Source organism: Bacillus sp. FSL E2-0195, assembly GCF_038003645.1.
GTDB lineage: Bacteria > Bacillota > Bacilli > Bacillales > Bacillaceae_G > Bacillus_A > Bacillus_A mycoides.
In genome coordinates, this window is the sequence record NZ_JBBOPN010000004.1 from 1 (window position 1) to 11,653 (window position 11,653).

At 35.0% G+C, this 11,653-nt stretch carries 15 protein-coding genes; 3 read left to right on the top strand and 12 right to left on the bottom strand.

The window, feature by feature from the left end; translation table 11 throughout:
* Window positions 1–117 precede the first annotated feature (117 nt).
* On the top strand, window positions 118–726 hold the full coding sequence (locus MHH59_RS30690; protein WP_340853827.1) for a DUF3967 domain-containing protein: 609 nt from the start codon (window positions 118–120) through the stop codon (window positions 724–726).
* Window positions 727–755: 29 nt separating this feature from the next.
* On the opposite strand, the gene MHH59_RS30695 is transcribed toward MHH59_RS30690, so the two are convergent.
* Window positions 756–1,520: a spbB protein gene (locus MHH59_RS30695; RefSeq protein ID WP_340853830.1), complete on the bottom strand. Its 765-nt coding sequence runs from the start codon at window positions 1,518–1,520 to the stop codon at window positions 756–758.
* A 448-nt stretch (window positions 1,521–1,968) separates the two neighbouring features.
* Here MHH59_RS30695 and MHH59_RS30700 point away from each other — a divergent pair, with 448 nt between their 5' ends.
* Together MHH59_RS30700 and MHH59_RS30705 are read left to right on the top strand one after the other, a co-directional pair.
* The gene (locus MHH59_RS30700) at window positions 1,969–2,373 is read left to right on the top strand and encodes a PBECR3 domain-containing polyvalent protein (protein ID WP_340853832.1); all 405 of its coding nucleotides are present in this window, start codon (window positions 1,969–1,971) and stop codon (window positions 2,371–2,373) included.
* A gap of 517 nt (window positions 2,374–2,890) precedes the next feature.
* Window positions 2,891–3,043, top strand: coding sequence for a hypothetical protein (locus MHH59_RS30705; protein ID WP_340853834.1), 153 nt, complete (start codon window positions 2,891–2,893; stop codon window positions 3,041–3,043).
* An 819-nt stretch (window positions 3,044–3,862) separates the two neighbouring features.
* Here the strand turns inward: MHH59_RS30705 and MHH59_RS30710 are convergent.
* The 11 genes from MHH59_RS30710 to MHH59_RS30760 form a co-directional block, all read right to left on the bottom strand.
* Window positions 3,863–4,678 (bottom strand): DUF5677 domain-containing protein, encoded by an 816-nt coding sequence (locus MHH59_RS30710; RefSeq protein ID WP_340853836.1) that lies wholly within the window; start codon window positions 4,676–4,678, stop codon window positions 3,863–3,865.
* A 1,688-nt stretch (window positions 4,679–6,366) separates the two neighbouring features.
* Window positions 6,367–7,086, bottom strand: coding sequence for a replication initiator RepA (locus MHH59_RS30715; protein WP_340853838.1), 720 nt, complete (start codon window positions 7,084–7,086; stop codon window positions 6,367–6,369).
* Window positions 7,087–7,203: 117 nt separating this feature from the next.
* Window positions 7,204–7,533, bottom strand: a complete 330-nt coding sequence (locus MHH59_RS30720) for a hypothetical protein (RefSeq protein ID WP_340853841.1) — start codon at window positions 7,531–7,533, stop codon at window positions 7,204–7,206.
* An 80-nt stretch (window positions 7,534–7,613) separates the two neighbouring features.
* Window positions 7,614–7,757 carry a hypothetical protein gene (locus MHH59_RS30725; RefSeq protein WP_340853843.1) on the bottom strand — a complete coding sequence of 48 codons (144 nt, stop codon included), beginning with the start codon at window positions 7,755–7,757 and terminating at the stop codon, window positions 7,614–7,616.
* A gap of 42 nt (window positions 7,758–7,799) precedes the next feature.
* Entirely contained in the window at window positions 7,800–7,988 is a 189-nt protein-coding gene (locus MHH59_RS30730) for a hypothetical protein (RefSeq protein ID WP_340853845.1), read from the bottom strand.
* A gap of 68 nt (window positions 7,989–8,056) precedes the next feature.
* Window positions 8,057–8,278, bottom strand: coding sequence for a hypothetical protein (locus MHH59_RS30735; protein ID WP_340853847.1), 222 nt, complete (start codon window positions 8,276–8,278; stop codon window positions 8,057–8,059).
* 658 nt (window positions 8,279–8,936) lie between these two features.
* A complete protein-coding gene (locus MHH59_RS30740; RefSeq protein WP_340853850.1) occupies window positions 8,937–9,305 on the bottom strand; it encodes a hypothetical protein in 369 nt (122 codons plus the stop codon).
* 16 nt (window positions 9,306–9,321) lie between these two features.
* On the bottom strand, window positions 9,322–9,639 hold the full coding sequence (locus MHH59_RS30745) for a hypothetical protein (RefSeq protein WP_000063382.1): 318 nt from the start codon (window positions 9,637–9,639) through the stop codon (window positions 9,322–9,324).
* Entirely contained in the window at window positions 9,623–10,096 is a 474-nt protein-coding gene (locus tag MHH59_RS30750) for a hypothetical protein (protein ID WP_340853852.1), read from the bottom strand. Before MHH59_RS30750 ends, MHH59_RS30745 begins: the two co-directional genes overlap by 17 nt.
* 7 nt (window positions 10,097–10,103) lie before the next feature.
* The gene (locus MHH59_RS30755; protein WP_000221333.1) at window positions 10,104–10,355 is read right to left on the bottom strand and encodes a hypothetical protein; all 252 of its coding nucleotides are present in this window, start codon (window positions 10,353–10,355) and stop codon (window positions 10,104–10,106) included.
* 65 nt (window positions 10,356–10,420) lie between these two features.
* Complete coding sequence (locus tag MHH59_RS30760) at window positions 10,421–11,089, bottom strand: hypothetical protein (protein ID WP_340853856.1); 669 nt, start codon at window positions 11,087–11,089, stop codon at window positions 10,421–10,423.
* Window positions 11,090–11,653 lie beyond the last annotated feature (564 nt).

Below are 11,653 nucleotides of genomic sequence, written 5' to 3' on the forward strand. Positions count from 1 at the left end.
ATCGTTTTCTAGGTGAAATATGCGCTGATCTAATAAGACTCATAAATTCCCACTAGTCTTCAACCCGAAAAAGGGTATATCATTGCTATAGCGAATATTTTTATCGAGGTGAACGCTATGAAGACGTTTTACAGTCCTAGCGACGTGGCTGAACAATTAGGGATCCAATCTAGTACACTGCGCAAGTATGCTGACGTGCTAGAAAAAGAGGGATATAGCTTCATAAAGAATGAACGTGGACATAGGAAGTACAGAGAAGTTGACGTGTTAGTATTCCGTAAGGTCATAAACCTAAAGAACGACACAGATATGACACTAGAAAATGCCACAAAGCAAATAGTATCATGGCATCAAGGCGTTGAAGTATTGCCATTAGAGCGCCATGAAGTTGAGCGCTATGAAGAACCTGATTTCAACGCTACAACGCTACAGATGATGATTCAAGATCAAAAAGAAGTCATTGAAAAACAAAATTACTTGCTACAGGAATTAAACAAACGTTTAGCCGAGCAAGACCAGCGATTTACGCAAAGAGAATCAGAGTTATTGAACGCTATACAATCGATACAGTATTCCCAGAAGCTTATAGCGATGAATAATAGCGAAGACATAGCGAAGAACCAGGGCCGCGATGAAATGCTCATGCAAACGATCCGTGAGGTGCAAGAGGTTAAAAAGATGTTGGCTGCAAGTAATGCGCGGAAATGGTATGAGTTTTGGAAATAAAAAAGAGGTAACATCGAGTTACCTCTTTTTTATTGTTCACTATCAAGGGGATCCCCTTTAGAAATATCCTCTTCTAAAGACCTAAAGTCAGACATTACTCTATTAAAATCATTATTAAACCCTTCCAATTGATCAACTCGATTAGATATCGAACTTTCATCCACCATTGACATAGCAAATACCTTTTTTAGAGATCGAAGACGCATATCTAAATCATAAAGCTCCGTATTCAAAGTTAATCTACGATCAGTAAAAAATGGATATCCAGATATGGTCAAATCATTAATATTCTTAATTGCCCTATCGATTTCTCCTTGTTGATGTCCCAGAGCGAAACTATACATCGCATTTGCTTCTAAACGAAGTGTAGTTATTAAAATTTCTTTTTGTTCTTTTTCTAGCTCTGTCAATTTATCTTGGGCTACAGTAGCTATCGATCTAGCATTAATTAAAATATCATTAGCTTCTGAAATTTTCTTCTCCAAACGAGTGTTTCTCTCTTCTAAATCAGAAATTTCACTTTTTGCCTCTTCTAATTTTTCACTAGCCTCAACCATTTTCACCTCAGCCTCAATCATTTTCTTTTGAGCACGATTATTAGAATATGAAACATAAGCGAACGCACCACCGGCAATTGCTATTATAATAGCAACTCCAATACCTACTGCCGTTAACATATTAGAAATTGTCGTGTTTAAAAACGCTACTTCATGATCCTGCAATGATATAACCTTGTCTTGCAAATCTTTTACCACATCAGTAGATGGTGCTGCTGTAAATAACATCTCCAGCATTAATAGTTCCCCCTAATTATATAAATTCAGACGAATACTATTATCCATTATTTTTTTATTAAGGTAAATCAATATTTTACCTATTAAAGGAGAGAAGATGTAAGTATGGAATTGCACATTATAGATATAGCCAAGTTAAAGAAAAAGAAAATGAACACAGTATTAATTTTCTTTCGCAAAGTTGTTTCTTACGAGGTGCAAGTAAGGATAAAAAACGGTTTAAATTCTGGAAGTGATGTTTGGTCAAGGTGGGTACATAGCATTTAATTACATTGAAACCTATTGTGGACAAGCATATAATTCATAATCCCCACCTTCCAAGCATGAAAACTCCTTATACCATCTATTATTCAATAAAATATCCCTCTCATAAAACTGTCCCGCGCGACAGTTCAAATGCTCCTTTATGATAAAATAGAGATATAAAGAGACGAGATGAGGGAGAAATTTGACAGCTAATAAAAAAAAGATTGTAAACAAACCAACTGTTGTGGCACAACTTCCACAAATCATTATAGATACATATAACTTGACTTGCACTTCTAGCGATGTAAAAATGTTTCCCGGCTTTATAAAGCACGTAAAGAAACAGCACCCTGGTATTTATGAAACATATTCATCGTACATAAAAGATATCGTTGAACAACCGGACTATGTCGGACAAAATCCTAAAGAACCTAATAGCGTTGAATTGGTAAAGATTTTAAATGACCATATACTAATTGCTATAAAATTGGACCCAAGCGGTTATTTGTTCTTATCAACTATGTTTGATCTAAAAAATGGTCCTGCGAAAATTCAAAGACGATTGAATAGTGGACGTTTAGTTGCTTACAAAGACCTGTTAAGCTAACGGAGAGTTTACTAAAATATAAGAACGTGGTATACTACCTGTAGAAAGTAACATAATAATGATATAGGATCTTTGAGGTGGGAAAGGTTCCCCACGCGCTTATCTAGCCGCCGTTCTTGAGCAAGCATTTGATTGGTTAGGTAAGTTACCAGAGATGTAGGATACGCCGCCCTGCCATCGATCCTATGTACGGTAAGCCATTCGTTTTTTAACGGATGGCTTTTTTATATTGACTTTTTCGTCGCTAATGGTTACTTTTCTATCAAATGAAACCGAAAGGCGATGATTAATATGTTAAAAAACACAAAATATACACGTTGCGATGAATGTGGGGATCTAGCGAACGTAAAACAACTATCTTCCATACAATTCGAAGTCCGCTGCACCAATCAAGATTGTCTGACAGTAACAGTAGTAAAGGATGAATGGTGGAAACACACTCCAAAACGATCAAAACCGCTCTAGATTAAATTCTAAGCGGTTTAACACTTTTATACTCAAAGGAGGATGTTATCCAATGGTAAATAAGCTAGGTATGACGAAAGAACAAGAGCAACAATTCTTAGCACCAATCATTAAATTCATCAGAAAAAATCCGCATTTATTTGGAGAAACCGATGAAAATAAGAGAAAAAATGACAATGTAAAAGGATATGAGAAAAAAGATTAATAATTTCGTTTGTCTTTGTGAGGGATCGAACCTAATTGGGGTAGTCAATATTCAAAAACTACAGTACAATTAAACAAATGGTAGGTTATATTATCTTGACGACATAACGATATGAATTCTAAAAAATTCAAAAAAGTACGCAAGGGAGTGGAGCTATGTGCAAATATAGCAAAAGTAGTATACTACACCATCCGAGCGGTACTTTTACTTCTTGGGTAAGTAGGTAAGTAAAAAAGAACGAATCAAGTTAAAGTTCCCAGCTACCACCGTTGGTGCTTTGGTCGGCGTCCAACGAAAAAAAATAAACTACGTCTTTGATGAGTAACAGGGAATGAACTTAGTTCGTTCTTTTTTTATTATTTTTTACTAAAATACATAATTATAAACAAAAAAGAACCCTTATTTGGTCGGCAGGGTTCTTTTTAAACGATATGTTTCTAAAAAACCCTTCTCAGGATTTTTTCAACTGATCACTTCTCTAACTACACGCGATTCAAATACGGCATATACTGGTATCGCGTGTTTAACTTCACACTTTAATCTTAGTATTCTACTCGAATTCTGTCAACAATAATTGACCGATTTATAATAAACTGGTATAGTTTTTTCACTTTTACCAAATAAAAACAGAGTCGCCACTAATAAACCATACCCTTATTAATATTGACCTGTATACGCTTAAAACAACATCGAACATAACCCAAATTACTATGTACTTTCTACATAACAACAATCCTAATGTTATAACATCCACTCATGGATAATTTTACTTTTAGTAAGTGTGATTTTACAAAGAAATGTAGATAAAAAACATTTATATTACCTATTTAAAGAATTTTCCTGTCCTGTTAGCATCCCAATGTCTATAGCAAACTCCAAGCACTCATGAAGACGATCTGGAAATAAATAATTTATTACCTCAAACATAGCTCCTGTAAAAAAAGATTTTATATTACTTACATCACTAGGATCTACCCCACATCTGATTGGTTTAAGTTCCAATGGCTTATCCATAAGCTCTGTGTAATTTGTTGCATCTAATGCTTTGTAACTATGAGCTTCTTGAGAGAGTGATCCATAAAACGTGTAAACAAGGGACTCATTTTCCATTAAAGTAGTAGCTAATTGTTTTAATGATTTTGGTCCATTAAATAAAGAATACCAATTAGGATTATATGACTTCTTTAATTTCCTTTTTGTATGTTTCCATTCCTGTAGAATGTATTTTAATTTAGGGTCATTTAATAATTCTGAATTAATATCAATCAATCTTTCTAAGTCTAGATCAGCTACATCTACTTTTTGTTGTTTGTACCAAGTTCTCATGTCATTGTTTGAATCCATTAAAAACCCTACATAATAACTATACGCTCTATCTTTTACTAATGATTCTTTCTCTAAAATATATCTTACTGCTAAATATGTTTCTAAAATGGATCTCTTCATTACAGTTAAAGGACCTTCTAAATCATGTTTTGCTAACACATAACCAGCATCAGCTTGTTCAATTAATTTTCTAAAAAGAGAAGCAACCACTTTATGTTCCAATCCTAAATCAGTTCTGTTCTCTAAATCTCTAAAAAAGCTTTCTCCAAACTGTATACTCTTACTTAATACATCTATGGACGATTGCATAAAATTCTTTACCTCGCTTTCGCTTTCATATCTTCAATCCTTTTGTAAAACATCATTATAAACCCTTCTTCTATTACTACCTCGTTCTTTTCTTCTTTTTTCATCTGACTTAAACGGCTCCAGATTCTTCCTCATAAACTCAATCAATGGTTCACAAAACTTCCGAGCATGTTCCCCTCTAAGTATCATCTTCATCCTCAATCCCCACTCCATCTTAGTTAATGGTAGTTGCTTCGATACTCTATTTTTTAGTCAATCAGAGTTAAAATCCTTTAAATCACTTGACTTTAAGATCTTACGATTTTCATACTGGCGAGTTTGTTAGGAAATCTGAATGTAGTTTTGGGCATAGTAACCCCTGTTAAAAGTTTACGAGGTTAAAACGCCCACTCATTCGTACTGGCTTAGATGCCGAGGTCTCGAATTGAGATTGGTTGCATTGACGACAAACGGTTATAGCTCATAAAACTACTATACCGTCCGTATATAGCTTATCGGCTTCGTATTTCGCCGTACGGTGCGTTTCTCACGCCCAACACCGTTCCCTTTCGGATGATTCGCTATATAACCCGCATATCCTTGTAATAAAGCTTGTACAAGAATAGCCGTGAATCAGTGTCATGATCGCCGCTTACGAGTAACTGGTTAACTCCAGTCGCACAATCATGTCTTATTTTGAACCCCCAACACTTTTGGCCGCTAACGTCTTGGTTATCATCGTTATTAGGATTTACATCCCGTAGGCTTTTTTTATGCGAAGCTTGTGTCCTTTACTTCGCTTACGTCAGACAGTTGAATGCAACGACAACTGATATCCGAGTGTATTTTTTCGCATCGGCTACACTAGACCTTCTTTTTAAAGTGGTAGCTTCCACTGGAACGGAACAACACAAAAAGGGCGTTCTCTATATCTAAACGCCCTGTACATTTACAAGACTTCAGCTATAGAAAACGCCCTTTTATATCCGTTTTATTATGTATATAACATTGCTACTAATTACTAGTTGCAATACTCGGAGAGTAACGGTACAATAGGTGTATCTAATAATCCTTGTTCGCGAAAACAAGGAAAATAACTTATCTGACGTTGGTAGCGTCTTATAAGTCGAAGTCCTGTATTGAGAGTACAGGATTAAGTCATTCCTTTAGTGCCTGAGAAACACTAACATATGGAATGGCTTTTTTATTTGTTCACGTTCATATTAAGTTACTGCTAATTTTACCGCTATGTTTCTATTAAATCAACGAAAATTTGATAAGGTTCACCAGAAACATTAATATTTGCGACATAAAACTCACTCTCCAACATTGGAGGATGACAAGGTATGTAAAATTTTTCATACCCTATAATAGAGAGTATGCTTAAATTAAGAACACCATATTAAACCTCTCATTTTCATTTCTAACGCGTTTTATATCATTCTAATGTATTTGTATTAGTTTAATAGTTACATAGCCATAATAACAGCACTCTTAATCTTAAAACGGTCACTTTTACACTCTACAAAACTTTACACATCATTTGATCCACATTTGTTCCACGCTACAGGATCTTCTTGTTTTCCACTAGTTACTTTTCGTATTCTGTTGCTGGTCGTTCTTCTTCAACTAACCAATCTACTGTAGACTCTTTTGAATAGGTTTCTTACTATTATCCTTTCTGGCCACCTTACCCAACTCTTTCCTAACTACCGATGTTTTTCATTATGCTCTTTCCAGGTTTCATGTGCATCATGATCATATAATCTTTCATAACATGCATTAGCAAATTTTAAGAAATGTTTATTGTCTCCAGGTTTTTGATCAAGATTACCTTTAAATTTTCTGACTATCTTTTTCGTTTCTTCTAATGTCAAAAAATCATATGAGTTTGAAAGAAACTCAGAATATATTTTGTTATTAATTAAATAATTATTATTATTAGATGGACATTTTTGACCACTCATAGACTGGACATTTTTGTCCATTCCTATTTGAGGATAATGTACGACTGGTTTATATTCTTCACTTGTATATAATGCGATCAACTTAGAATCCACTAATTGTTCTTCTTTGATATAGAAACGATTAGCTTGTCCGCTTTCCTTTTTGACTTGTCTATAATAAATAATATCGCATTTTTTTAGCTCGTTATACCATCGTCTAACAGTTTTCTCGTTCTTATCCATGATCTCAACTAAATCTTCTATAGGATAAATACAGAATACACCTAACTCGTCCTCATATTTATCGTTGCCTTCACTAACACTTTTTAATGACAATCTGTAACGGTCTCTAAGGTACATATACAACTTACAAGCCCCTAAACTAACATCATGAACAGTAAGATATTCCTCGACTGCCTTTGGCATCATGAGATACTGCTGAGCGTAGTTATAGTAGTGTACTGACTTCTCGATATTTAACATAAAAAACCTCCGATTGTTGTCATTTAAGTACTACGACTGGACAAAAAGGGTTCCTCTGAGAACCCTTTTGTGGTATATTTCCATGTGTTCTTTTTACAATCTCTCTACTAGATCTCTTCAACATTTTTCCTCTAACACTTGTAATTCCCTATCTAACATATTTATTTCGTTCGTCACATCGTTTAAACGTCGCACGGCTAGTTCCGGTAACCCTCGTTTATCCAATCCATTCACAAGTTCATATAAGTCCTCTAATAGCATTTTTAGAGTGTCAATACGCTCTGGATCACGTTTATGGTAAAGATGTATCGGCATGAATTCTACTTTGTCTTCGTACGCTCTGACAAGATTTTCTCCTAGTTCTTGATGAAAAGCCTGGATTACCCCAACTGTTTTAGTTGCCTTCTTCTCGATTGTTTTAAGTTCCTTGTGCATAGTGTTTTTCATATTAATTACCTCTTTCATCTGATATTTTTTATATTTTAACGCATTATTTTTGATTTACTCATTACTTCGTATCGTTATCTTTATTCTTCCATTTTGACTATATGATCCGTTACGGCTGCAAGAGCCATTGCTAGCAAACTGAATACAACATTCGCTATTACGTTCTCTTGCGCTAGGCCAGAAAAAAATGTTAAAGTTGCTATAGAATATAAGATAATCTTCATAGGTTATCTGTCCTTTCTAGCTCACTATGCCAGTAGTGGGCTTTATCTATTTTGTAATTGATTTGTTACAACGTGTATCAATTGAACACACTCTAAAAGGTGATCGATGTTCACGTTATCCAACGTCGCGTTTTCACCTTCATTTGGATTAGCTTCTTCCAACATTTCATTCAATCCGTTTACCAACCAAAAAAACTTGCTCTCTAGTAATTGTTTTTTGTCATTATTCATCTTGAATACCTCCTATTTCGGTTTCGAAACCATTTTAATAAAAAAGAGATGGGCCATTGCCCTTTAGTTTACTTCTCTTTTTTTAGTTTTTCTTTAATCCGATCTTTAACTCCAGTGATTTTGGATAGTTCGATCCATTCTTCTACTTTATCAGTTCCAAACTCTACAATGTTTTTCGCAATCATACGCTCCATCTTATATGCTTTTTCAGCATCTTTAATGTTGTCTACACCGTAATAATCCATCTTATTTGTATAGAATGTCTCAAACTTACTTTTCTTTTCAGACACTTGTTCATCTCTCCTTTACACTGAGAAGTATATAACGGTTTCGAAACTCTGTAAAGGTGGTTTCGAAACTTTTTTTGTATTTAATAGTTTTACCGTTTATATATTATTAAAACGTTTCAGCTGAAAGGAATTAATAAACAATAAGTCTGTTGATTAGAATAAGCTATCAGATTATCTTTTAATACAAAAAAGAAAAGACATACCCAATTAAGATAAACCCTTTTAACTGACTTTGTAGAAAACGCTATAAAATGCACCATTCGTGACAACGAACAATGCGACGATATAAAGTTTACAATGTTCGGAAATAACGATCACCTTTTCCAATTATCTTACAATAATCACTGTATCGTCATACAATGACCATCTAAAAATGACTGTAAAAACGTTCGTGTTTTCTCAAATAGACATAAACCTTGATATAACAGCATTCTTGTTACCAATTCAGTTTACATAATACTTATTATAATCCTAACTTTTAGTAAGTTGCTAATATACTTACGGTTAGGGTGTTCAATATAAGTATTATATCACCTGGTCCGTGATCTGTTATAACATATTTTATATACTTATATAGGGTAGGGGGGGTTGCGTGTCATGTGTGCGCGAATCTTCTCGCGTTCAGAATTAAAAACCCTGGATAAACACCCGATAAAACTTAGTACCTTTGCCCTCTTTCATCTCGTTCTTTTAGAATCTCTCTTAACTCGGATACTTCTTCTTCTAATTGCTCATTATCTTTTTCTAGTTTTAGCTTCATCTCTTCTGATACTTTAACGGCCCTTTCCTGGATCGCTACCTTTTCACGTTCAATCTTCAGTTTTTCACCCTCTTGCATGCTTCTATGCTCCACTGATGCACCTTGTAGAGCATATATTAACTGTCTAGAGTCACTCTGTTCTATCTCTCTTCTACATATCATATCCATTATTAATTTTCGTGTTGCTAGAGCTTGTTTTGGTGTAGCGATTTTAATATAAATATTGATCGGTTCTTTTGTTGTTTCTTTTTTCTTTGCTGTTGCCATGTTCCATCTATCCTCTCTATAATAAGTTTCTTATTCGTCGTGCTCTTTCTCTCATTTGATTGTCGTACAACTCACTTTTATGCACGATCTGGCATTCACTGTTTAATACGCAATCATACAACGAGGGATCATAAACCTTCTTTCTAGTAAACAGCACATTCATATCATTTTCATGTAGCTTACCAGCCATGTATAACGCCTTTATATCCGTCCACCTAGTTTTATATAGTTGCCCTGGCGTCATTCCTAGTTCGCGCTCCAGGGCCGTTATATCTTCCTTTGATCGTACATAATCATTACTTGTCATATATGTTGGTTTAAATGCGTTTGACATCTTTACATAACACCTCTCTCATTTCATCACTCATTTGGCTTAAAGGTATCTGGTCAATCTTATCTGTAGCCCCGTTTACTTTCTTTTTCCTTACATATAAAACGTTATCTTCAATCCATTTATCTAAACCATATGTTTTTTCGTGTTGCTCGTCTTGATCTCGTAACCTCATAAGCCTTTCATAATGGCGCGGGCTTTTCTCTTTCCAATATGCGTATTCGTTCTCTGTTGGTGGTCTATAGCTTGAGTCGTCACATTTGCACTCACTAAAGTGTTTAGTACAATTAATACACTCCTGAGGTACGTTACTAACAATAAAGATATTCTCTTTTGCTCTTTTATTAGGATCGATATCTTTAATCTGTTCACTATCACTTACTATAAATACTGCTGTGTTAGGAACCATGCTGGCTTTCATTCTTCTTACTTCTCTTAATAATCGTTTAGCCTTTGACACGTTCCCTTCACTCTCCTTTTAATTTCTCTTTCATCCACGCTTTACGGTTATTACCTGCATTCGTTCCCTTTGCACTTACTCTCTTTTTCATCTTGTATGATCGAATAGAAACGTGTTCGCCCTCCTGTATACGCCTCTTACATGCATCTTCTATGTTATCGGCCATTGTATCAAAAAAGGGCTTGTATGCCTCTCCTGTTAACTCTCCAGTAACCTGTAATTGTATATACCCGTTATCTGTTTGGATCTTATATGTCACAAGGATTCCTCCTTTTTATTAATAAAAGGGTAAGAGTGAAATCCCTACCCTTATCGTAACGACTCTTAAAATTCGATACGGCCAGTGTTATATGCACCAGACTGTAAATTCTGTTCATACTGGGCCTGTTTAGTTGCGTTTGGTCTTACAAATGCATTTGCTTTCTGTACTTCTTCTGGTGATGCAATTTGTGTGTATCGTTCAAATGACATGCCCGCTTGTTTTTCAAATAAGTTTCGCGGGTTTGCTCCTGGGATAATCGCCATATCCATTGATAGGGCCGTATAATCAACTGGTGGCGCCTGTACTGGTGTAAGGTCTACTGTACGTGATCCATTTGCAACCGTTGTGCGCTCCACTTGTTTGTTAGCAATATCATGTGTTGCCTGTTCGTGTTCGTTTAGATTGCCTAGTACATCAGCTGTCGATTCATTTAATAGCGCTGTTAACTCGTCACGCTCTTTGTATAGGCTTGCTAACTCTGGGCTTACTGTTTCTGTTACCTTTGTATTAATGTTCCCTGTCGCTACGTCTTCATAGTTTAAACCGCCGTCAAATGCGCGGGCCATTGCTTCAGCCTGGGCCTTTTCTTCTCGTTCATGTTTAGTCAGGTCATTGTCCTTCTCTTTTGCTTCCTGCTTTGCGATCTTGTCATTAATATCCTGCAATTTATCTCGCTGAATGCTACCTTTTAACTCTGCAATCTCTTTTTTCATTTGATCAATAAGTGTCATATGTATAACCTTCTTTCATTAATTGTTGTATTAAATTGTCTAACAACTTATTACGGCAATAATATAACACCTTTTGGTTTCATATTCACTCCTTACTTTATATACATGGTTTTTGTTATTGGATCATAAGGAATCCTTTACAATGCCTTTATTTTCCTTATATAACGATAATACGGAGATTGCATGTAATCGCATTAAACAATGTACTTTAATAGGCTGTAAGGAATAATAATAAAACAAAACCCTTACAGTAGTAATCTTTTGGATAAACGGAAAATCGTTGCTCTTTTAAAAACTGAGTGGTGAAATTTTACTAGTCAACGTCCTCAAAGTTGAGATCATTCATAAAATAAAAAAAAGAGAGTACACCAGCACCCTCTTGTCCATCAAAAAAACATTTTAATTATTAACTCGCCGATTACTTTTAATGTATCTTTGTTGATTTCGAAATCCACTTTCAACTTATAAATATTGAATTTTATCTTCATGCGTCCCACGCTCCTTCCGAGTTTAATAACTCATAATATAAGGACGGACACGGAAGTATAATTCTTAAACAGTTCG